Raw genomic sequence first — 20,480 nt, 5'->3', positions numbered from 1 at the left:
CAACGATGTCCTCCTCCCCCTCCCTGTCCGCTCGCGGCAGCAGACTGGCTCTCCTGGTCGTCGGTCTGTGCTGGCTGGCCGTGCTCTTCGACGGTCTCGACATGTTCATCTACGGCTCGGTGCTGCCGCACCTGCTGGAGACGAAGACCTTCGGCATCACCGCGGACCAGGCCGGCGACCTCGGCAGCTACGCCACCTTCGGCATGCTGGTCGGCGCGCTGACGGCGGGCACGGTCGCGGACCGGATCGGCCGCAAGAACCTGATGATCGCCTGCGTCACGCTGTTCTCCCTGGCCTCCGGGATCTGCGCGCTGTCGAACAGCGTCGCGGTCTTCGGCCTCGGCCGCACCCTGGCGGGCGTCGGCCTCGGCGGCCTGCTGCCGACCGCGATCAGCATGGTCTCCGACTACGCCCCCCGCGGCCGCGGGGCCATCGTCATCGGCATGCTGATGACCGCCCACCACGCCGGCGGCATCCTCTCCGCCTACGTCGCCCAGTGGCTGATCGACCCCGTCGGCTGGCGCGCGGCCTTCTGGGTCTGCGTGGTCCCGCTGCTCTTCGCCCCGGTGCTGGCCAGGTTCCTGCCCGAGTCGCTGAGCTTCCTGGTCGCCAAGGGCCGCACCGACGAGGCCCGCGAGCTGGCCACCCGCTACGACGTGGAGCTGCCCGCCGCGGCCGGCAAGAAGACCTCCGCCGACCGCTGGGACGCGCTGGTCAGCCTCTTCCGCGGCGGCGAGTGGCTCCAGACCCTGCTGTACTGGCTGGCCTCCTTCGGCGGTCTGCTCCTGGTCTACGGTGTCGCGACCTGGCTGCCCACCCTGATGCGCGGCGAGGGCTACCAGCTCGGCGACGCCCTGTCCTTCGTGGTCGTCTTCAACCTCGGCGGCATCGTCGGCATGCTGGTCGCCGGCCGCGCCGCCGACAAGTTCGGCGCCCCGCGCATCTCGGCGCTGTGGTTCGCGCTGACCGCCGCCGGCGTCTACCTGCTCAGCGTCCACATGTCGCAGGGCGTGACCATGCTGGTCGTCTTCCTCACCGGCGTCTTCCTCAACAGCGCCCAGACGATGATCTACGCGACGGTCTCCATCCGCTCCACCCCGGACAGCCGCGCCACCGCCGTCGGCTGGACCTCCGGCATGGGCCGCTTCGGCGCCGTCTTCGGCCCCTGGCTCGGCGGCCAGCTGCTCGCCGCGGGCCACGGCGACTGGGGCTTCACCGCGTTCGCCCTGGCCGGCGTCTCGTCGATGATCTTCATCGGCATCGCCGCCCTGCGCACCGCCAGGGCCGGCACGCCCACCGGTGCCGAGCAGGAACTGGTCGCCTCCCACTGACCGGGCTTCCGACCGGGACGGACGCCGGCCGCCGCGACGACGCGGGGCCGGCGTCCCCGCGTCCGGCGCAGCGGATGCGCGCCGGAGCGAGCGGGGTCACGCTCGGAGTATGGGTGAACGCTGGGATGTGCGCCGGGCGGGCCCGGACCGGGCCCCGCACCGGGCCCTGCTGATTCCGGGCGGCCTGTGCTCGACCGAGTTCTACGCCGACGTGATGGCCCAGCCCGCGCTGGCCGGCCTCGGCCTGGTGGCCGCCACGATGCCCGGCTTCGCCGGGACGACGGCGCCCGAGGACGTGAGCATGGAGCACTACGCCGAGCTGATGGCGCGGTTCGCGGGCGACACCGGCTGCGATGTGCTCGTCGGCCACAGCCTGGGCGCCAACCTGGCCCTGGAGACGGCCGCGCTGGGCCTGTTCTCCGGGCCGCTGGTGCTGCTGTCGCCGACCTTCTCACGCCGGGACGAGGCGACCTTCCTGACGGTGCTGAACACGCTCGGCAAGGTGCCCGGGCTCGGGGCGGCGGCCTGGGCCGGGATGATCCGGATGATGCCCGGGGCGATGAGACGCGAACTGCCGCCCGAGCGCGCCGAGGCGCTGCTGGCGGGCGTGCGCCGCAACGACTGGGCGACCTGCCGCCGGATCGTGCGGGAGTACTACGCCTACCTGGACCGGTATCCGTCGCTGGTAGACCGGCTGTGTGCCACCGGCGTGCCGGTGTGGGTGGTGCGCGGCGACCACGACGAGATCGGCCTGCGGGACGCCGAGCGCCGCGGACTGGAAGCGTGCCCCCAGGTGCGCATGGTCACGGTGCCCGACGCCGGGCACCTCCTGCTGCCGGAGCAGCCCGCCCGCGTCGCCGACGTCATCGCCGAGGCCGCGGCGACGCTCTGACCCCTCACAGCTCGACGACGAGACCGGGCACGGCGACCGCGGCGGGCCGTCCGGAGGTCTCCCCGGCCGCCTCCACGGCCGCCGCCCGGTCGGTGCCCGGCATCAGATGCGTCAGCAGCAGCCGGGCGGCACCGGCGGCACGGGCGTACCGGCCGGCCGCCTCGGCGGTGAGCAGGAAGGGGGAGCCGTCCGGTACCCGGCGCGCGTAACTGGCCTCCGACACCAGCAGATCGGCGCCCTCGGCCAGCCGCGGCAGCTCGGGGCTCGGCCCGGTGTCGCCGGTGTAGACGAGGACGGAGCCGGGCACGGACAGCCGTACCCCGGCGTTGGGCACGTAGTGCGGCAGCAGCCGGGTCTCGGCGGTGAACGGGCCGATGGCGAGCCGGTCGCCGGGCCGGAACTCGTGCAGGCGGTAGGCGGCGGCGAGCATGCCCGGCCGGTCCAGCGCCAGCACGGCCTCCAGGGCACCGTGCGGCGCGTGCACCGCGAGCGGGGGCGGCGGAGCGTCGCTCAACGCCCGTGCCCGCAACAGGGGGTTGAGGTCGGCGCAGTGGTCGGGGTGCCCATGGGTGACGAACACGGCGTCCACCGCGTGGGCCGGGTGCTGGGCGAGCAGCCGGGGCAGGGTCGCGTACCCGGGATCGACGAGCAGCCGGAACCCCTCGTGCTCGACGAGGTATCCGCCGCACGCCTGCTCCGCCGTGGGCCAGGCCCCGCAGCCGCCGAGAACGGTCAGTCGCATGCACGCGACCCTAACCCGCCAACGCCCGTCAGTCCTTGCCCATTTGGTCCTCGGCCGACAGGTGCTCGACCGTCTTGCCGGTCTCGGTGAAGGTCCGGGTGACGTGGCCGGAGGAGTACACCCACAGGATGCGCAGCGGACGGTCGCCGACGTTGCGGAACAGGTGGGGGACGGGTGACGGGATGTAGGTGGTGTCGTACTGCTCCAGCCTGGTCACCTCGCCGTCCACCCACACCTCCGCCTCGCCGTCGAGGATCGTCACGTGCTCGTCGCAGTTGTGCGAGTGCAGCGGGGCGCCGGAGCCGGCCGGGTACACGCTCATCCCGCTGGTGATCTTGTTCTCGCCGCCGGCCGACGGCGTGGTGACCAGCGGTGTCGTCACCACTGCGCCACCCCGGTCCAGCAGCGGTACCTGCGCGGCCTTGATGATCGTGGTCATCCGGAGTTCCTCTCCCTGCACGGTGTCGCGTCGACCGACGTTAGGTCGCGCGCGCGGCGACGGGTGCCCTCCAGCGTGCAGCTTTAGCGTGCAATCCGAGGGGGGCTGAGCTGCCGGAACCCGGCTGTAGCGTCGGCTGGCGTCGCACGGCTCCCCGTTCCGTGCCCGAAACGCGCCGGAAAGAAAAGGCAGGTATCGGCCAGATGAGGCTCCCCGTTCTCAGCGAAGAGGAAATGGATGCGCGGCAGCAGGAACTGGCCGCCCGGATCGCCGGCCGGCGCGGCGCCGTCCGCGGTCCGTTCCGGGTCTGGCTGCACAGCCCCGAGATGTGCGAACGGGCCGAATCCCTGGGGGCGTTCGCCCGCTTCGACTGCAGCTTGCCCAAGCACCTGCGCGAGCTGAGCCTGCTGATGGCCGCCCGCAACTGGGACGCGCAGTACTCCTGGAACGCGCACGTCCGCCAGGCGGTCGAGGCCGGCATCCCCGAGGCCGCGGTCAAGGCCATCGCCGAGAACCGCGAGGCGGTCTTCGACAACGAGGCCGACCAGGCCTTCTACCAGTTCTGCCGGGAGGTCCTTCAGGAGCACTTCGTCCGCGACGACACCTTCGCCCGCGCCCTGGAGCACTTCGGCGCCAAGGGCCTGGTCGACACCATCGGCGCGCTCGGCAACTTCACCATGCTCGGCATGTGCCTGAACGCCTTCCAGGTGGACCTCCAGGCCGACAGGGAGCCGCCCTTCCCCGACATCCGCGGCTACGGCCGGGTCAGCCCCGACGGCGAGCGCCCGTGACCCCGGTCCTGCGCGTCCGGGGCGTCACCAAGAGCTTCGGCGGGGCGGCCGCCCTCAAGGGCGTCGACCTCGACCTGTACCCGGGCGAGATCCACGCCCTGATGGGCATGAACGGCGCAGGCAAGTCCACGCTGGTGCAGATCCTCTCCGGTGTCCACCAGCCCGACGCCGGGAGCGTCGAGGTGGACGGGCACGTCCGGCCCGGACTGACCGTGCGCACGGCGCGCCGCCTGGGCATCGCCTGCGTCCCGCAGCGCCGGGAACTGGCGACGGGACTGACCGTCGCCGAGAACGTGATGCTCGGCGACCTGCCCACCCGGGGCCGCACCGTGCACTGGAGGGCCGTCCGCGAGCAGGCCCGCACGGCGTTGACCGGGCTCGGCATCGACATCGACGTCGAGCGCACCGCCGGTTCGCTCAGCGTCGCCGAACAGACCATGGTGGAGGTGGCCCGCGAGGTCCGCCGCGGCGGCCGCATCCTGATCCTGGACGAGCCCACCGCCTGTCTGAGCGCCGAGGCCGCGCACCAGATACGGGCTCTGGTACGGACGCTGCGTGACGAGGGCGTCGCCGTCGTCTACATCTCGCACTACATCGACGAGGTGATGGCAGTCGCCGACCGGCTCACCGTCCTGCGCGACGGAGCGGTGGTGCGCACGGCGGCGGTCGGGGAGATGGACCACGGGGCGCTCGTACGGGCCATGGTGGGCCGCGACGTCGTCTCCACCCGCCCCGAACGCCCCACGCCCAAGGACGAAGTCGGCCTCGCCGTCAGGGAGCTGACCGACGGCCGGGCCATCCGGGACTTCACCGTCGAGGTCCGCGCGGGCGAGATCGTCGCCGTCCTCGGACCCGCCGGCGACGCTCAGTCCCGCCTGTTCGACCTGCTCTCCGGGCGGCGGCGCCCCGACACCGGCCAACTCCACGTCGAGGGACGGCCGGTGCCCTTCGGTCGCATCCCCGCCTCCCTCGCCAGCGGTCTGCGCTGCGTCACCGGCGACCGGCGCGCCCTCGGCCTGGTGCCCGGCCTCTCCCTGGACGAGAACCTGATGCTCGCCGACGACCGCCTCGCCCGCCGCCGGCTGCACCGCCGCGGCGAACTCGCCCGCCGGGCCGCCCCCTTGAGGCGCAGCTACGGCGTGACGGCACTGACCGGCAACCCGTCGGTGAGCGCGCTGTCGGGCGGCAACCAGCAGAAGGTCCTGCTCGGCAAGTGGCTGGAGACCCAGCCGGCCGCCTGCTTCCTGGAGGACCCCACCAACGGGGTGGACATCGCTGCCATGGCCGACATCCACACCCTCATCGACGACCTCGCCTCCCGGGGCGTGGCCGTCCTGCTGGCCTCCTCCTCCGCCGAGGAGGTCATGCGCCTGGCCGACCGGGTCGTCGTCGTGAGCGCCGGCCGCACGGTCGCCGAGCACGACATCGCCGCCATCACCCGTGACGAACTCGTCGCGACGGCCCTCGGAGGAGAACAGCAGTGAGCGTCAAGACACTTCCCGACGCCCCCGGCGTCTCCGGGAAACCCGCGGCCCGGCGCCTGGCGCCCGGCGCCCTGCTGCACGTGCCGCACGGCGGCCTGATCGCCGTACTGGCCCTCGTCGTGGTCTTCACCGCGACCCGGAGCGAGACCTTCGCCACCGACCGCAACATCGTCAACATCCTCAGCCAGGTCAGCGTCAACGCCGTCCTCGCCGCCGGACTGACCCTGCTGATGACCGCCGGCGGCATGGACTTCTCCATGGGCAGCAACGTCGCCGTCACCGCCGCCGTCTCCGCGAAACTGCTGGCCGGCGGACACGCCACCGCCCTGACGGTGGTCGTCGCGCTGCTGCTGGGCACGGCGATCGGGCTGGTCAACGGGCTGGTGGTGACGTTCACCAACGTCGCGCCGTTCGTCGCGACCCTCGCCTCCGCCACCCTCCTGGACGGGGTGGCGCTGCTCGTGCACGACGGCAACACCATCTCCATCGGCACCCGCATGTTCGCCCTCGGCAACGACAAGGTGCTCGGCGTGCCGTACCTGCTGGTCGTGGCGATCGTCGTGCTGGTCGTGACGGCGCTGGTCATGCGGTTCACCGTGTTCGGCCGGGACGCCTTCGCGATCGGCGGCAACGAGCACGTGGCCCGCCTCAGCGGCATCGACGTCACCGCCCGCAAGCTCACCCTCTACGGCCTCACCGGCACCCTCTCGGGTCTGGCCGGGCTGATGATCCTCTCCCGGCTGGGCTCCTCCAGCCCCGGCGGCACCGCGGGCCTGTCCCTGCAGCTGTCCGTCGTCGCCGCCGTGGTCATCGGCGGCACCTCCCTGGCCGGCGGCCACGGCACCGTGCTCGGCACCGCCCTCGGTCTGGTCCTGCTCGGCGTGGTCGCCAACGCCCTGAACCTCCTGGACTTCTCCAGCAACTACCAGCCGGTCTCCGTCGGCGCCGTGCTGCTGGTCGCGGCCATCGCCAACGAGATGCACAAGTCCCGTACCGCCTCCCGTCACTGATCCTGCTCGCCCTCCTGCTCGCCCTATCGAAAGGCGCCCCACCATGAGACGTTCCGCGACCAGAGCCACGAGACCACCGGCCCGCTCGCGCAGCGCCCTGTTCGCTGCCGCCGTCACCTCCGCCCTGGTGCTGACCGGCTGCGGCAACGACGACGGCGGCTCCGGTTCCGCCTCCGGCGACGTCACCCTCGGCTTCGTCAACGGCGGCGACACCAGCTTCCACACCTGTCTGCAGAAGGCCGTCGAGGAGACCGCCAAGGCCGAGGGCGCGAAGGTCTACACGGCCAACTCGCACCAGAACGCCGGGACCGAGCTGTCCAACATCGAGGACATGATCTCCCGCAACGTCAGCGCGCTGATCGTGCAGACCGTCAACGTCGACTCCCTCAAGGGCGACATCGCCAAGGCGAAGGCGTCGGGCATCCCGATCTACCTGACGTCCGTGGCGACCAGCGACGTGAACGACATCCTCGGCGCGGCCGTCGTCGACCTCGGCAAGGTCGGCAGCCTGGACGCCGGCTGGGTGGCCGAGGACGCCGGCGGCAAGGACGTCGAGGTCGGCATCGTCGCCGGCGCCCCGGGCGCCGCCTCCGACCTGCTGGTGGGCGGCTTCAAGGGCGCCCTGCCGGCGAACGCGAAGGTGGTCGCCAACCAGCCCGGCATGTTCAACCCGGCCAAGGCGCAGGACGTCGCCCAGAACATGATCGAGGCCCACCCCGGCCTCGACTACGCCTTCGTCGCCAACGAGGAGATGGGCTTCGCCGTCCGCAAGGCCTTCGACGCGGCCGGCCACAAGAACGTCAAGATCGTCACCGTCAACGGCACAGACGAGGGGCTCGCGGCCGTCAAGAGCGGCGACTTCTCCGCGACGGTCGCCAATTCGGCGAAGACGATCGGGGACACCGCGGTGAAGAACGCCGTCGGTCTGCTGGACGAGAAGAAGGTTGACAAAATTGCCAACATTCCTCTTGTCTTGGTCACCAAGGACAACCTGAGCGAAGCGCCTCAGTACTGCCCGAAGTAGCTACCCCCGCTCACAACGCCGTGACCGGAAGGGCCCGGAGGACACCATGGACCGCCTGCTCCTGATGCACAGCTTCGTCACCGTCGCCCAGGTGGGCAGCTTCAGCGGGGCGGCCAAGAAGCTGGGGTCTTCGGGCTCACTGGTGTCGCGGCACGTGGCGGAGCTGGAGAGGCAGGTCGGCGTACGCCTGGTCAACCGCACCGCCCGCTCGGTGAGCCTCACCGAACCGGGCCAGCGGTACGCCGAATTCGCCGCCCGCATTCTGGACGAGATCGAGGCCGAGGACGCCGGCATAGCGCAGTCGCACGACCGTGCCGAGGGTACGCTGAGCATCATCTGCCCGAAATGGATAGGCAGCCTCGACCTCGGCGACGCGATCGCCGCGTTCTCCGCCGCCCACCCCAAAATCCAGGTGCGGTTCGAACTCGGCGGAATGTCGGACCGCACCTACGATTTCCTGGACAGCGGATTCGACATCGCATTCCACACCCGGGATCTGCGCGATTCCAGCGTGCGGCTGAAGAAGATCTCCTCCCTGCCCTTCGTGCTGTGCGCGTCGAAGGCGTACGTAGAGCGGTGCGGCCCGCTGGAGCACTCGAACGACCTCGCCCACCACGACTGCCTCGTGCACGTCAACGACCCCGTGTGGCGGATCGGCCACGGCCACCAGAGCACCCTGCACAAGATCCGCAACATCGCCTTCTCGTCCAACTCCTACCTCGCGCTACAGAAGGCGGCCGTCCACGGACGCGGCATCGCCCTGCTCCCGCAGCGGCCGGCCTACGACGACCTCGTCTCCGGCGCGCTGCGTGTCCTGCTGCCCGAACTGGCCGTTCCCGACCGGCCGCTGTACGCCATCTACGGCCCCGGCCGGGACACCCCGCGCAAGGTCAGCGTGTTCCTGGACTTCCTCGCCGACTGGTTCTCGCACAATCCCATTCCCGCGATCCGGCCGTAACCGCAAGAAACGATTGCGCAGTTCGTGGAGCTCGGATCATTGAGGCGCCCGCGCCCGGAAACCTACGCTCACGAAGTAACCCGGAAGCGAGGAATCCATGGGAATCCAGAGAATCGAATCGGTCACCTACGGCATAGACGACCTCGCCGCGTGTGCCCGCTTCTTCGACGACTTCGGCCTGTTCCTCGTGGAACGGACCGAGGAGCACGCCGTCTTCGCGACGCTGACCGGGCAGACCCTGCACCTGGACACCGTCCCCGGCCCGCTGCTGCCGCCCCCGGTGGAGTCCGGGCCCACCCTGCGCGAGGTGGTGTGGGGCGTCGACACGGCCGAGGAGCTTCAGCGGCTGGTGGCGGCGGTGGCCAAGGACCGCGACGTCCGCGTCGGCGTCGACGGCGTCCACCACACCGTGGACGAGACCGGTTTCGGCGTCGGCCTGACCCTGGCCCGCCCGAAGCCGGCGCCCCTCACGCCCCGCCCCGCGAACGCCCTCGGCCACGTCAACCGCTGGAACACCGCACTGGAGCCGATCGCGCGGGTCAGGCCCCTGCGCATGTGCCACGTCGCCCTGAACATCCCCAAGCCGGGCCGGCAGGAGGCCGTCGCCTTCTACACCGGTCTCCTCGGCTTCCGGCCCACCGACGTGGTCGAGCCGATGGGCGTGTTCATGCAGGCCCCGCAGGACGACGACCAGCACACCATGCTGCTGTGCCACCGCCCCGACAAGGCCGGGATCAACCACGTCGCGTACGAGGTGCCGGGCTTCGACGACGTCGTGGAGGGCGGCAACCACATGATCGACAAGGGGTGGCGGGAGGCCCGCCGGCTCGGCCGGCACACCATCGGCTCCAACGTCTTCCGGTTCCTGCACGCCCCGTGCGGCGGCCGCGTCGAGTACGCCGCCGACATGGACCGGGTCGACGCGCGCTACGAGACCCGCGTGCACCAGACCACTCCGCCCCATCACATCTGGGCCCTGCGGACCAACCGGGACCAGGACACCCCCGCCTGAGAGGCACCCATCCATGACCACCGACCACGGCTACCCCGCCGTCCGCATGCACATAGCGGGCGAGTGGTGCCAGGGCGGCACCGGACGTACCGCCCCGATCGTGAACCCGGCCACCGAAGAGGTGATCGGCGAAGTCCCCCTCGCCGCCACCGCCGACCTCGACCGCGCCCTCGAAGCCGCCGACCGGGGCTTCCGCGTCTGGCGCGGCACCCCGGTGACCCGGCGCAGCCAGATCCTGCACACCGCCGCCGACCTGCTCACCGAACGCGCCGCCGAGGTGGGCCGGATCATGACCCAGGAGCAGGGCAAGCCGCTGGCCGAGGCCGTCGGCGAGGCCCGCCGGGTCGCCGACACCCTGCGCTGGCACATCGAGGACGCCCGGCGCGCGTACGGCCGTATCGTCCCCTCCGTCCCCGGCACCGTGCTGACCGTGCGCCGCGAACCGCTCGGTCCCGTCGCCGCGTTCGTCCCGTGGAACTTCCCGGCCGGCGGCCCCATGCGGAAGATCTCCTCCGCGCTGAGCGCCGGCTGCTCGATCGTGATCAAGGCATCCGAGGAGACCCCGGCCACCGCCATGGAACTCGTCCGCTGCTTCGCGGACGCGGGCCTGCCGGCCGGTGTGCTCAACCTCGTCTTCGGGGAGCCCGCCGAGGTCTCCGCCCGTCTCATCGCCTCGCCCGTCACCCGCCTGGTCGCCTTCACCGGCTCCGTCCCGGTCGGCAAGCTGCTGGCCGCCGAGGCGGGCAGGGTCATGAAGCCCTCGCTCATGGAACTGGGCGGCCACGCACCGGTCATCGTGTGCGCCGACGCCGACCCGGCGCAGGCCGCCCGGCGCGCCGCGCAGGCGAAGTTCGTCAACGCCGGCCAGGTGTGCACCTCGCCCAGCCGCCTCCTCGTCCACGAGAGCCTGGCCGAGGACTTCACCGCCGAGTTCGTCAAGGCCGCCGAGGCCGTGGTCGTCGGCGACGGACTGGCCGAGGGCACCACGATGGGGCCGCTCGCCAGCGAACGCCGGCTGGCGGCGATGATCCGGCTCACCGAGGACGCCGTCGCGCGCGGCGCGAAGGTGCTCACGGGCGGCGAACGCCCGGACCGCCCCGGCTACTTCTTCGCGCCGACCGTCCTGACCGACGTACCGGCCGACGCGGCGCTGATGCACGAGGAGCCCTTCGGCCCGCTCGCGCCGATCGTGCCGTTCACCGACCTCGACGAGGCGCTGAAGACCGCCAACGGCCTGCCGTACGGCCTGGCCGCCTACGGCTTCACCCGCTCCGCCGCCACCGCCGAGAAGCTCTCGGCGGAACTGGAGGCCGGCATCCTCTCCCTCAACCACTGCGGCGGCTCGGTCCACGAGGCGCCGTCGGGCGGCGTGAAGGAGAGCGGCTACGGCCGGGAGGGCGGCCCCGAGGCCCTCGACGCCTACCTGGTCACCAAGCGCGTCTCCCACCTGCTGGTGCCATGAGGTACGCGCGGGTGCAGGCCGGCGGCCGGGCGCTGTGGGGCCGGGTGGGGGAGGAGGACGTGGAACTGCTGTCCGAGTCCCCGGTCGAGGGCGAGCCGACCGTGATCGGCGCGCTCGCGCGGGCGGACGCCGTGTGGCTGCCGCCCGTCGTGCCGCCCGTCTTCTACGCCGTCGGCATGAACTACCCCCGGCACATCGCCCACGCCGGCGCCGCCACTCCCGAGCGCCCGGAGGTCGGCTACCGGGCCAACAACGCGCTGACCGGGCACGGTTCGCCGATCGTCAAGCCGGCCGGGGTGACCGGCCGGTTCGAGGCCGAGCCCGAACTCGTCGCCGTCATCGGCCGCACCGTCCGGCACGCCACCCACGACGAGGCACGCGCGTGCGTCTTCGGCTGGACCATCGGCAACGACGTCAGCGCCCGCACCTGGCAGCACCAGGACCGCACCTTCTGGCGCAGCAAGAACAGCGACACGTTCAAGCCGATGGGCCCGTGGATCGAGACCGACGTCGACGCGCTGGCGCAGACGACGGTCCTGAAGGTCAACGGCGAGGTGCGGGCCGAGTTCGCCACCGGCGACATGGTCTTCGACCCCTTCGACTACATCGTGGAGATCACCCGGCACATCACCATGCACCCCGGCGACGTGCTGTGGATGGGCGCCGAGTCCGTCTGCCAGCTGGAGCCGGGCGACACCGTGGACGTCGAGATCAGCGGCATCGGCGTGCTCTCCAACCCCGTACACCTGGAAGGCCATCACCCATGAGCAGGGAACCCCGCTACATCCACCACGTCAACTTCCCCACCACCGACCCCGACCGCACCGCCGAGTGGTACGCCAAGGTCTTCGGGATGAAGCGCATCATGCCCAAGTCCAACACCCGTGTGGTGCTGATGACCCGGGGCAACTTCGACCTGCACTTCACCCCGGTCGAGGAGATGGAGCGCATGGCGCCCTACCACTTCGCCGTCGAGGTCGACGACTGGGACGAGTTCCTCGACCACCTCAAGGAGCTGGGCATCCGGCACACCCGGCCCATCGAACGCCCCGAGAACCAGTCGAAGTTCTGCTACATCCACGACCCCGACCACACCATGATCGAGCTCGTCTACCACGGCCGCCGCCGCAACTAAGCCTGCACCTAGGGGAGTTCACCCTCATGCCCTTTGCCGACTCCGACGGCACCGCCATCTACTACGAGCGCCACGGCAGCGGCCCGGCGATCCTGTTCGTGCACGGCAGCGGCGGCCACCACGCCGCCTGGTGGCAGCAAGTGGCCGCGCTGCGCGAGGAGTTCACGGTGCTCACCGTGGACCTGCGCGGCTTCGGCAAGTCCGACTCGTCCATGGAGGAGTTCGACGGCCAGGACTTCCCCGGTGACGTCGTCGCCGTCCTCGACCAGGAGGACATCGCCGACGCCATGCTGGTCGGCCAGTCCATCGGCTCCGTCGCCGCCCTGCGCGCCGGCCTGCTGCGCCCCGAGCGCGTCTCCTCGGTCGTCCTCGGCCACTCCCTCGGCGGCATCAGCCACCCCGAGCTGAGGGAACTGGCCGCCGCCGACCGCGCCGAGGCCGTCAAGCTGCCCGTCATCGACCGCCTGCTGACCAAGGAGTTCCAGCGGGAACGGGCCGATCTGACCTTCCTGTTTAAGCAGATGGGCACCTTCAACGTCGCCAGGATGGCCGACCTGCGCAACCTCGACACCAACGGCCCCACCCTGGAGGAGATCCGGGCCTCCGGCATCAAGGTCGCCTTCCTCGCCGGCGAGAAGGACGCGGTGCTCGGCGTCGGGACCGTCACCCGCGCCCACGAACTGCTGCCCGGCTCCCACCTGGAGATCGTCCCCGGCGCCCCGCACTCCATGTACTGGGAGACGCCCCACAAGTACAACGCGGCCGTCGCCCACCTGCGCCGCACCCTCACCGCACCGAAGGAAGCAGCATGACGAGCCTCACCCTGGACGCCGCCGAGGAGATCCTCGACGCCGCCCACCAGCGCGCCCAGGCCATCGGCAAGGCGGTGAGCGTCGCGGTCGTGGACGCCGGCGGCTTCCCCGTCGCCATCCGCCGCCCCGACGGCGCCCGCCCCCTCACCCCGGACATCGCCCGCGCCAAGGCCTACACCGCGGCCATCATGCAGCGCCCGGGCACGATGCTGAAGAAGTGGCAGGAGAGCCAGCCCGTCTTCTTCGCCCAGCTCTCCCAACTCCCCGGCGCCGCCCTGCCGATCATGGCCACCGAGGGCAGCATGACCATCAAGAAGGACGGCGAGATCCTCGGCGGCCTCGGCATCGCCGGCGGCACCGCCGACGAGGACCAGCGGATCGCCGAGGAGGTCCTGCACGCCCTCGGCTACGAGCTGGAGTTCGCCGCCTGGGGCGTCGCGGGCAAGCCGGCCTCGTCCGGAAAGGACGCGTGAACCATGGCGGACACGTTCAACTACCGCATCGACCACCACGGCAGCCTGGTCCGGCCCACCGACCTCGCCACCACCGGCGTCGAGCAGGCGGTCAAGGACGTCGTGGCCTACCAGCGCAGGCTGCGCTCCACCGTCGTCACCGACGGCGACTACCCCCGGGAGGACTTCCGCAGCGCGGTCCTCGACGGCGTCTGCGGGTTCCGCCGCACCGACGAGACGGACGCCGACGGCCTGACCCGCTGGGTCGCCGAGTCCCTCCCCAAGGCGGGCGGCCCGCTGCTCGCCGACTGGGCCGCGAAGCTCGCCGACCTGACGGTCATCGCCCCGAAGGCGTCGCTGCCCTCCCCGGCGTACCTCGCCGCCACCACCTTCCGCCCCGGCCTCGGCGTCTCCTCCGCCCGCGAACTCGGCGAAGCCCTCGCCGAGATCATCCAGGCGGAGATCACACTCCTCGTCTCCAAGGGCGTCCGCCTCGTCCAGCTCAACAACCCGCTCCTGCTCGACGGTGACCCGGGCGCCCTGTCCTACGAGGACGCCCTCGCCGTCGACGCGCTCGCGGTACGGCTCGACGAGCGCCCCGAGGGCGTCCGCATCGGCGTCTGCCCCGGCTGGCGCGCCCCCGCCGAGGTGGACCGCTCCCGCGTCGAGAAGCTGTACAACGGCATCCGCGCCGACCGCTGGGTCCTCCCCTTCGACCAGGGCACCCAGGCCGAACTCGACCTGGTCAGGCTGCTCCCGGACGACCGCGACTTCTGCCTGGGCGTCGTCGATGCGACCACCCCCGAGCCGGAGGACATCGACACCGTGATGTCCCGCATCGACGCGGTGGGCGAGTTCAAGGACCTGGAAGACGGCGCGGTCTCCCCGTCCAGGGGTTTCGCGGACGTGGCGACCAAGCCCCTGCTCACAGCGGAGGTCCAGCGCCAGAAGCTGGTCCTGGTGGAGACGATCGCCCGCTACGTCTGGGGCAACGAGTTCTGAAGCGCCCCGAAGGGGCGCGGGGAACCGCGCGCTCACGCACACACGACCCGCGCCCCTGTCCGATACACCAGCCGGGCGGACGCTAAAGCACGTCGGCAAAAGTGACGGACCGTTCGACCAGCAGCGGCCACACGGTCTCCACGATCACCTCTTTGAAATGCGCGGCGCCTTTGTGTGCCTCGAACCCGGCCCGATCCGCATACCGCTCGTACAGCAGGAAACCGCCGGGTTCCCCTTCCACGGCGTGCACGTCATACGCCTCGTTGGCCGGCTCGGCCCGAGAACTCTCCCGCGCCTGCAACAACGCCGCACGGACGACCTCCGCATCGCCGGGCGCGCAACGGTAATGGGCGACGACCGCATAAGCCATCTGCTTCTCCTCCAAAGGATCTTCTCGGTCCGCCCGATTGCAGCACGGATCATGCGTTCACCGGCCCCCGCACGGCGCAATCAATGCCTGCCCCACCGGGTCTGGTGGCGCCGCCCCCACATGGTGTGTCGTCTCATCCGGCCCGCACGATCCGCACACGGCGGACGACAAAGGAAGTGATCTCCATGCGCACCCTGGAAACCCTCTCCGGCGGGGAGTGGGTCACGACCGGAGAGTGGATCGACGTCCACGACCCGGCCGACGTCCGCGCCCCCATGGCCCGCGTTCCCGCCCTCGCCGCCAAGGACGTCACCCGGGCCTACGACCACGCCGAGCGCGGCTTCGCCACCTGGAAGCGCACCAGCCCCTTCGAGCGCGCCCGTGTCTTCACCGACGCGGCCCGGCTGATCCGCGAACGCGTCGACGAGATCGCCGCCGACGTGACCGCGGAGAACGGCAAGACGCTGGCCGAGGCGACGGGCGAGACCCTGAAGGCCGCCGACTTCCTGGAGTACTACGCCGGGCTGGCCCGCCAGGGCTACGGCACCCTCCTGCACGACGTACGGCCGCACCACCGTACGCACACCCAGCGCGAGCCCATCGGCGTGATCCTGGTGATCAGCCCGTGGAACGACCCGCTGATCACGCCGGCCCGCAAGCTCGCCCCGCTGCTCGCCGCGGGCAACGCGGCCGTGTTCAAGCCCGCCACCGAGACGCCGTTGTCCGGCCTGCACTTCGCCCGCGCCCTGCACCAGGCCGGTCTGCCCGCCGGGGTGCTCAACGTCGTCACCGGCCGCACGGCCGAGATCGAGGAGGCCCTCCTCGACGACCCGCGGATCGCCGGCATCACCTTCACCGGCTCCAACGCCGTCGGCAACCGCATCCGCCGCCGCCTCGCCGACCGCAACGTCCGCTTCCAGGGCGAACTCGGCGGCAAGAACGCCTCCGCCGTGCTGCGGGACGCCGATCTGCCGGCCGCCGCGAAGGCCGTCGTCGCCGCCGCCTTCGGACAGGCCGGGCAGCGGTGCACCGCCACCAGCCGGGTCGTCGTCGAGCGGCCGGTGTACGAGGAGTTCACCCGGCTGCTGCTCGCCGAGGTCGAGACGCTCAAGGCCGGCCCGGGCAGCGACCCGGCGACCACCCTGTGCCCCCTGTCCAGCCCCAAGCAGCGCGACTCCGTCCTCGCCGACATCGACAAGGCGCTCGCGCAGGGTGCCACCGTCCTCACCGGCGGCGCGGCGGACACCGAGGGCGAGCGCGCCCACGGCTGCTACGTGCTGCCGACCGTCCTCGCCGACGTCACGCCCGAGGCGGCGATCTGGCGCGAGGAGGTCTTCGGACCCGTCCTGGCCCTGCGCGCGGTGGACGACTTCGCCGCCGTCGTCGAGGCCGTCAACGACTCCGACTTCGGTCTCGCCGCCGCCGTGTTCACCCGCGACCTGGCCGCCGCCCACCGCTTCGCCGACGAGGCCGAGTGCGGGCAGATCGCCGTCAACACGACGACCACCGGCTGGGACGTCCACCTGCCCTTCGGGGGCTTCCGCGACTCCGGTACGGCGTACAAGGAGCAGGGCGAGGAGGTCCTGCGCTTCTCCACCCGGGTCAAGACGGTGGCCGTCAACCTCGGCGCCCCGGAGCCGGCCCGTGGCTGACGAGACGATCGGCGTCGTCGGCGCCGGCATCGTGGGCCTGGCCACGGCCCGCGAGATCGCCCTGCGCCGCCCCGGCACGCGGGTCGTGGTCCTGGAGAAGGAGCACCGGGTCGCCGTCCACCAGACCGGCCACAACTCCGGTGTCGTGCACGCCGGGATCTACTACGCGCCGGGCAGCCTGAAGGCCGACCTGTGCGTGCGGGGCGTGGCGATGCTGCGCGAGTACTGCCAGGAGCGCCGGGTCGCCTACGAGGAGACCGGCAAGCTCGTCATGGCCGTACGCCCCGACGAACTGGGCCGGATGGAGGCCCTCTACGAGCGGGCCAGGAACAACCACGTGCCCGACCTGAGGAAGGTGTCCAAGGAGGAGATCCGCGAGATCGAGCCGCACGCCGGCGGCATCGCGGCCCTGCACTCCCCGCGCACCGCGATCACCGACTACCCGGCGATCGCCCGGGAGTTCGCCAAGGACGTCGAGGACTCCGGCGGCGAGGTCAGGCTCGGCTTCCCGGTCACCTCCGTCACCCACGTCCCGAACGGCATCGAGGTCGCCTCCGGCCGCCAGCGGGTGCGCGCGGACCGGCTCATCCTGTGTGCGGGCGTGCACTCCGACTCGGTGGCCCGGCTCGCCCAGGACAGGGCCGAACCGCGGATCGTCCCCTTCCGCGGCGAGTACCTGCTCCTCAAGCCGGACCGCACCCATCTCGTACGGGGCCTGCTGTACCCGGTGCCCGACCCGCGCTACCCCTTCCTCGGCGTGCACTTCACCCCGCGCGTCGACGGCTCGGTGGAGGTCGGCCCCAACGCCGTCCTCGCGCTGGCCCGGGAGGGCTACCGGCTCACCAAGGTCTCCCCGCGCGACCTGCTCGGGCTCGCCGCCTACCCGGGCGCCTGGAGGATGGCCGCGCGGCACTGGCGCACCGGCATCAAGGAGTACCGCGGCTCGCTGTCCAGGGCGGCCTTCATGAAGGACGCCAGGCTGTACGTCCCCGCGGTCGGCGTCGACGACGTGGTGCGCGGCGGCGCGGGCGTCCGGGCCCAGGCCCTGGACCGCGACGGCACGCTCGTGGACGACTTCCGCATCCACCAGGCCGGCCGGGTCACGGCCGTCCGCAACGCCCCCTCGCCGGCCGCCACCGCCTCCATGGCCATCGCCCAGCACATCGTCGACGCCGTCTTCGGCGCCGCCCGATGAGCCCGCGCCGCACGCAAACGCCCTGCGTAAGGGTGCTCGCGCGCAACAACTGCTTGCGCTTCCGGGGACTCCGCAAGGGCGCACGGCCCGCCTAGCGTTCCCTCCGTAGCACCCCCCACCTCCCTCTGCGCGAAAAGAGCTGAGACATGTTCGTCGTCGACACCCAGATCCACATCTGGAAGGAAGAGACCCCGGACCGCCCCTGGGTCCCGGGCGCGCGGGAGCGCATCCGCCTCAACGGCCACCGCGAGGACCCCTTCTCCTACGAGGAGGCCCTGGAGCTGATGGACGAGGCGGGCGTCAACCGCGCGCTGATCCTGCCGCCGTCCTGGGAGGGCGACCGCATCGACTACGCCCTGGAGGCGTGCGAGGCCCACCCCGACCGCTTCGGAATCATGGCCCGCATCCCGCAGAACAAGCCCGCAGAGGGCACGGCGATGCTCAAGGACTTCGCCCAGAACCCGCACGTCAAGGGCACCCGGCTCACCTTCCACCGGCCGATCGACCGCAACTGGATGATCGACGGCACCAACGACTGGTACTGGCCGCTCGCCGAGGAGCTCGGCATCCCGACGATGGTGCACGCGCCGATCTGGAAGCGCGAGCTGGGCGAGATCGCCGCCAAGCACCCCGAGCTGAAGATCATCATCGACCACATGGGCATCATGGCCCGCTGCGTCGACGACGCCATCGGCTACTGGGTCCAGGAGACCGCCGACCTGCACGTCCACCCCAACATCCACGTGAAGGTCTCGGCGCTGCCCGGCTACTCGACGCAGCCCTTCCCGAACAACAACATCCAGAAGTACGTGCGCGAGATGGTCGACAAGATGGGCCCGCAGCGCTGCTTCTACGGCACCGACATCACCCGGCTGCTCGGCCACGGCATCACCTACACCGACACGATCGAGCAGTTCACCAAGCACTGGGACTTCACGCCCGAGGAGCTTGAATGGATCATGGGCCGCGGCATCTCCGAGGTCCTGAACTGGCCGATCGAGGGCTGACATGACGCACACCGAGCACCTGGACGGCGGTGACGCCGCCGTCCGCGCCCTCACCGCCGCGGGCGCCGACTACGTCTTCTGCTCCTCTGGGTCCGAATGGGCCCCGGTGTGGGAGGCGCTGGCCCGGCACCACCGCGACGGACTGCCCTGCCCGGGGTATCTCGACCTGACCCACGAGACGGTGGCCGTGGGCATGGCCACCGGCTACGGCCTCCTCGCCCGCCGGCCGCAGGGCGTCCTGCTGCACGCCGCCCCCGGCCTGCTCCAGGGCTCGATGGCCGTGCACGGCGCCCTGCTCGCCGGGGTGCCGATGGTCGTCGCCTCCTCGGAGTCGGCGACCTACGGCGACGGCCCGGGCAAGGACCCGGGCGGCCAGTGGTACCGCAACCTGTCCGTGGTGGGCGGCCCGCACGGCGTGGCGCGGCCGTTCACCAAGTGGTCCAACGAGGCCGCCAGCGTCCACACCCTGCCCACGATGATCACCCGGGCGGCGGAGCTGGCCTGGCGGGCTCCGGCGGGACCGGCGTATCTCAACATCCCGCTGGAGATCCTCCTGGAGGACTGGGACGGCCGCGAGGCCAAGCCCATCGTGCCGCCGGGCTCCACACACAGCTCGCCCGAGGAGGTCGACCCGGTCGCCCGGCTGATCCGGGAGGCCGCCAACCCGGTGGTCGTCACGGAGACGGCCGGCCGCGAGGCGGGCGGCTTCGAGGCCCTGGTGGCCTTCGCCGAGGCCTGGCACATCCCGGTCGTCGAGCCCGACTCCGCGGTGTGCGGCAACTTCCCGCGCACCCATCCGCTGCACGCGGGCAGCGACGTCGGCCCGTGGCTGGACGAGGCGGACCTGATCCTGCTCGTCAACTGCCGCGCCCCGTTCTATCCGCCGTCGCGCCGCCCGGCCACGGCGAAGGTGGTGGTGATCGATGAGGTCCCGCAACGTCCGCACGTGGTCTACCAAGTGCTGTTCGCGGACCGGTACTTGGAGGGAAACGTCGTCAACACCCTGCGCCAGCTGACCAAGCGGGCGACGGACCTGGACGAGGCGGCGGTGACCGCCCGCCGGGCGGCGCAGGAGCAACGGCACGCCGAGGAGACGGCCGCCGTGGCCGCCGCCGAGGAGCGCGCCGCGCAGGCCAAGGGCGTCGACCCGGTGCTGGTCGCCGCGACCCTGCGCCGGCTGCTCGTCGGCGCGGACGCCGTCGTCGTCGACGAGACCATCACCCACAGCAGGGTGGTCAGGCGCCACCTCCAGACCTCCGCCCCCGACTCGTACTTCTACGTGCAGGGCGGTCTCGGCCAGGGCATCGCGGTCGCACTCGGTGTCAAACTCGCCGCGCCTGAGCGCCCGGTGGTGCTCACCATCGGCGACGGCGCCTTCACCTACAACCCGGTCATCCCGTCGTACGACGCCTCCCGCGCCTACGGACTCCCGCTGCTGGTCGTGGTGTTCAACAACCGCGTCTACAAGTCGATGAACCTCAACCACCGCCGCTTCTACCCCGACGGCGCGGCCGCCGAGACGGGGGAGTGGCTCGGCACCGACCTGCACCGGCTGCCCCGACTCGCCTCCTTCGCCGAGCCGTTCGGCATGCACACCGAGACCGTCGACACCCAGGACGCGCTCGCGCCCGCGCTGGAGCGCGCCCTCAAGGCCGTGGCCGAGGGCACCACCGCCGTGGTCGACGTCCTCGTGACCCGCTGACCCAGGAG

Annotated in this window: 21 protein-coding genes; 18 read left to right on the top strand and 3 right to left on the bottom strand. The window is 71.6% G+C overall.

Features of this window, described 5'->3' with window-relative positions:
- Nucleotides 1-5 precede the first annotated feature (5 nt).
- Nucleotides 6-1,331, top strand: coding sequence for an MFS transporter (locus ACYF6T_RS02900; RefSeq protein WP_461693095.1), 1,326 nt, complete (start codon nucleotides 6-8; stop codon nucleotides 1,329-1,331).
- A gap of 109 nt (nucleotides 1,332-1,440) precedes the next feature.
- The gene (locus tag ACYF6T_RS02895; RefSeq protein ID WP_461693093.1) at nucleotides 1,441-2,223 is read left to right on the top strand and encodes an alpha/beta fold hydrolase; all 783 of its coding nucleotides are present in this window, start codon (nucleotides 1,441-1,443) and stop codon (nucleotides 2,221-2,223) included.
- 4 nt (nucleotides 2,224-2,227) lie between these two features.
- On the opposite strand, the gene ACYF6T_RS02890 is transcribed toward ACYF6T_RS02895, so the two are convergent.
- Both ACYF6T_RS02890 and ACYF6T_RS02885 read right to left on the bottom strand, forming a co-directional pair.
- A complete protein-coding gene (locus ACYF6T_RS02890) occupies nucleotides 2,228-2,965 on the bottom strand; it encodes an MBL fold metallo-hydrolase (RefSeq protein WP_461693092.1) in 738 nt (245 codons plus the stop codon).
- Nucleotides 2,966-2,993: 28 nt separating this feature from the next.
- Nucleotides 2,994-3,404, bottom strand: coding sequence for a cupin domain-containing protein (locus tag ACYF6T_RS02885; protein ID WP_461693090.1), 411 nt, complete (start codon nucleotides 3,402-3,404; stop codon nucleotides 2,994-2,996).
- A gap of 233 nt (nucleotides 3,405-3,637) precedes the next feature.
- Between ACYF6T_RS02885 and ACYF6T_RS02880 the strand changes: the two genes are divergently transcribed.
- From ACYF6T_RS02880 to ACYF6T_RS02825, 12 genes are all read left to right on the top strand, one after another.
- On the top strand, nucleotides 3,638-4,195 hold the full coding sequence (locus tag ACYF6T_RS02880; RefSeq protein WP_461693088.1) for a carboxymuconolactone decarboxylase family protein: 558 nt from the start codon (nucleotides 3,638-3,640) through the stop codon (nucleotides 4,193-4,195).
- Nucleotides 4,192-5,679, top strand: a complete 1,488-nt coding sequence (locus ACYF6T_RS02875; RefSeq protein WP_461693086.1) for a sugar ABC transporter ATP-binding protein — start codon at nucleotides 4,192-4,194, stop codon at nucleotides 5,677-5,679. The genes ACYF6T_RS02880 and ACYF6T_RS02875 overlap by 4 nt, the downstream gene beginning before the upstream one ends.
- Complete coding sequence (locus tag ACYF6T_RS02870) at nucleotides 5,676-6,689, top strand: ABC transporter permease (RefSeq protein ID WP_461693085.1); 1,014 nt, start codon at nucleotides 5,676-5,678, stop codon at nucleotides 6,687-6,689. The genes ACYF6T_RS02875 and ACYF6T_RS02870 overlap by 4 nt, the downstream gene beginning before the upstream one ends.
- Before the next feature lie 43 nt (nucleotides 6,690-6,732).
- Nucleotides 6,733-7,713, top strand: coding sequence for a sugar ABC transporter substrate-binding protein (locus ACYF6T_RS02865; RefSeq protein WP_461693083.1), 981 nt, complete (start codon nucleotides 6,733-6,735; stop codon nucleotides 7,711-7,713).
- Nucleotides 7,714-7,759: 46 nt separating this feature from the next.
- Nucleotides 7,760-8,671 carry a LysR family transcriptional regulator gene (locus ACYF6T_RS02860; protein ID WP_461693082.1) on the top strand — a complete coding sequence of 304 codons (912 nt, stop codon included), beginning with the start codon at nucleotides 7,760-7,762 and terminating at the stop codon, nucleotides 8,669-8,671.
- 97 nt (nucleotides 8,672-8,768) lie between these two features.
- A complete protein-coding gene (locus ACYF6T_RS02855) occupies nucleotides 8,769-9,683 on the top strand; it encodes a VOC family protein (RefSeq protein WP_461693080.1) in 915 nt (304 codons plus the stop codon).
- Between the two features lie 13 nt (nucleotides 9,684-9,696).
- A complete protein-coding gene (locus ACYF6T_RS02850; RefSeq protein WP_461693079.1) occupies nucleotides 9,697-11,145 on the top strand; it encodes an NAD-dependent succinate-semialdehyde dehydrogenase in 1,449 nt (482 codons plus the stop codon).
- Nucleotides 11,142-11,912 (top strand): fumarylacetoacetate hydrolase family protein, encoded by a 771-nt coding sequence (locus ACYF6T_RS02845; protein ID WP_461693078.1) that lies wholly within the window; start codon nucleotides 11,142-11,144, stop codon nucleotides 11,910-11,912. Before ACYF6T_RS02850 ends, ACYF6T_RS02845 begins: the two co-directional genes overlap by 4 nt.
- On the top strand, nucleotides 11,909-12,280 hold the full coding sequence (locus ACYF6T_RS02840) for a VOC family protein (RefSeq protein WP_461693076.1): 372 nt from the start codon (nucleotides 11,909-11,911) through the stop codon (nucleotides 12,278-12,280). The genes ACYF6T_RS02845 and ACYF6T_RS02840 overlap by 4 nt, the downstream gene beginning before the upstream one ends.
- 26 nt (nucleotides 12,281-12,306) lie before the next feature.
- The gene (locus ACYF6T_RS02835; RefSeq protein ID WP_461693075.1) at nucleotides 12,307-13,092 is read left to right on the top strand and encodes an alpha/beta fold hydrolase; all 786 of its coding nucleotides are present in this window, start codon (nucleotides 12,307-12,309) and stop codon (nucleotides 13,090-13,092) included.
- Nucleotides 13,089-13,565, top strand: coding sequence for a GlcG/HbpS family heme-binding protein (locus tag ACYF6T_RS02830; RefSeq protein ID WP_461693074.1), 477 nt, complete (start codon nucleotides 13,089-13,091; stop codon nucleotides 13,563-13,565). The genes ACYF6T_RS02835 and ACYF6T_RS02830 overlap by 4 nt, the downstream gene beginning before the upstream one ends.
- 3 nt (nucleotides 13,566-13,568) lie before the next feature.
- Nucleotides 13,569-14,546, top strand: coding sequence for a uroporphyrinogen decarboxylase/cobalamine-independent methonine synthase family protein (locus ACYF6T_RS02825; RefSeq protein WP_461693073.1), 978 nt, complete (start codon nucleotides 13,569-13,571; stop codon nucleotides 14,544-14,546).
- Nucleotides 14,547-14,628: 82 nt separating this feature from the next.
- Here the strand turns inward: ACYF6T_RS02825 and ACYF6T_RS02820 are convergent, their stop codons facing one another.
- Nucleotides 14,629-14,931, bottom strand: a complete 303-nt coding sequence (locus tag ACYF6T_RS02820; protein WP_461693071.1) for a putative quinol monooxygenase — start codon at nucleotides 14,929-14,931, stop codon at nucleotides 14,629-14,631.
- Nucleotides 14,932-15,101: 170 nt separating this feature from the next.
- On the opposite strand from ACYF6T_RS02820, the gene ACYF6T_RS02815 reads away from it, so the two are divergent.
- The 4 genes from ACYF6T_RS02815 (at nucleotide 15,102) to ACYF6T_RS02800 (ending at nucleotide 20,472) form a co-directional block, all read left to right on the top strand.
- Nucleotides 15,102-16,568, top strand: a complete 1,467-nt coding sequence (locus tag ACYF6T_RS02815) for an aldehyde dehydrogenase family protein (RefSeq protein WP_461693069.1) — start codon at nucleotides 15,102-15,104, stop codon at nucleotides 16,566-16,568.
- Nucleotides 16,561-17,763, top strand: a complete 1,203-nt coding sequence (lhgO, locus tag ACYF6T_RS02810; RefSeq protein WP_461693068.1) for an L-2-hydroxyglutarate oxidase — start codon at nucleotides 16,561-16,563, stop codon at nucleotides 17,761-17,763. Before ACYF6T_RS02815 ends, lhgO begins: the two co-directional genes overlap by 8 nt.
- A 146-nt stretch (nucleotides 17,764-17,909) precedes the next feature.
- Nucleotides 17,910-18,770, top strand: a complete 861-nt coding sequence (locus tag ACYF6T_RS02805; protein WP_461693067.1) for an amidohydrolase family protein — start codon at nucleotides 17,910-17,912, stop codon at nucleotides 18,768-18,770.
- Between the two features lies 1 nt (nucleotide 18,771).
- A complete protein-coding gene (locus ACYF6T_RS02800) occupies nucleotides 18,772-20,472 on the top strand; it encodes a thiamine pyrophosphate-dependent enzyme (protein ID WP_461693066.1) in 1,701 nt (566 codons plus the stop codon).
- Nucleotides 20,473-20,480: the final 8 nt, after the last annotated feature.

Source organism: Streptomyces sp. 7R007 (assembly GCF_054850255.1).
The sequence above is the reverse complement of the archived record's forward strand: the minus strand, read 5'-3'. Positions and strand labels throughout refer to the sequence as shown.